Origin of the sequence: Mycobacterium sp. (genome assembly GCF_008709575.1) — a bacterium.
Lineage (GTDB): Bacteria > Actinomycetota > Actinomycetes > Mycobacteriales > Mycobacteriaceae > Mycobacterium.
Window position 1 is genome coordinate 1 of the sequence record NZ_VYIK01000262.1, and the last position, 796, is coordinate 796.

Consider the following 796-nt stretch of genomic DNA (forward strand, 5'->3'; position numbering starts at 1 on the left):
CCATTTTCTGAAGTCGGGCTGACAGGATTTGAACCTGCGACCACTTGACCCCCAGGTATGTTTTCCGTGTTCCTCGGTATTCGCGTATGGTCGCTTTTGCGAGGTCAACCGGTATTTAGTACATCGGCGAATACCCACGGATCTCGCCCAACTGGCGTACAAATTGGCGTACGCCAACCTCGGATGTCACCCACCCAAAGTGATTGACGAGACTTCCACCCGAAGGGAGTACGTAGCCGTGACCTCTTCCCCCCGAGTGCCGCTGATGGCTAGAGAACCGCTGATGACTACAGAACCGCTGTCGTTGACGGCGCTACGCGAGTGCCGCACTGAACTGATTTATGCGCTGATCGCTGCGCGGGCCGCCTCGACCGACCTGACCGGCGACCATGGTCACCGCGCTCAAGGCCTCGCCGACCAGCTCGCAATCTCCCTTGAACACTGTTGCCAGCTTTTCTATAGCGTCGAAGGCGAACTGCTCCAGGAGCCGCAGCCAACCCTCGGAGGCGTAGCTCAATGAGCGATCACTTTGATTTGTGCATCAGCGACCTCGAGGAAGCCGTCGCCGGCACTCGCGCGGCGGTGGAAGATTCGCTCGCCACGATTGACCCGAAACTGGCCTTCGCGGTGGGCCGGCTTCTACGCCTCGGCACCGCGACCGTAGCCGCGTGGCGTCAACACTAGGGATCGATATGCACTGTGTCACAACGGCATAACCGCTGATCGGCACCGAGCGCAAGTAGCCGGAAATTTAGCGAGACTAAGTTCTCTAAACGATGGGTGTGCCGCGGTACTG

General features: G+C 59.0%; 2 protein-coding genes. Both read left to right on the top strand.

Translation table 11 applies throughout. The features are described 5' to 3' along the window. Positions 1-283: 283 nt before the first annotated feature. A complete protein-coding gene (locus tag F6Q13_RS18330) occupies positions 284-520 on the top strand; it encodes a hypothetical protein (protein WP_293059577.1) in 237 nt (78 codons plus the stop codon). Beyond that, the gene (locus F6Q13_RS18335) at positions 517-684 is read left to right on the top strand and encodes a hypothetical protein (protein WP_293059580.1); all 168 of its coding nucleotides are present in this window, start codon (positions 517-519) and stop codon (positions 682-684) included. Before F6Q13_RS18330 ends, F6Q13_RS18335 begins: the two co-directional genes overlap by 4 nt. The last annotated feature ends 112 nt before the right edge of the window (positions 685-796 follow it).

What these genes read in the sequence shown, in the direction of transcription:
- F6Q13_RS18330 (WP_293059577.1), top strand. Translation starts at nt 284, where the DNA reads ATGACTACAGAACCGCTGTCGTTGACGGCGCTACGCGAGTGCCGCACT.
- F6Q13_RS18335 (WP_293059580.1), top strand. Translation starts at nt 517, where the DNA reads ATGAGCGATCACTTTGATTTGTGCATCAGCGACCTCGAGGAAGCCGTC.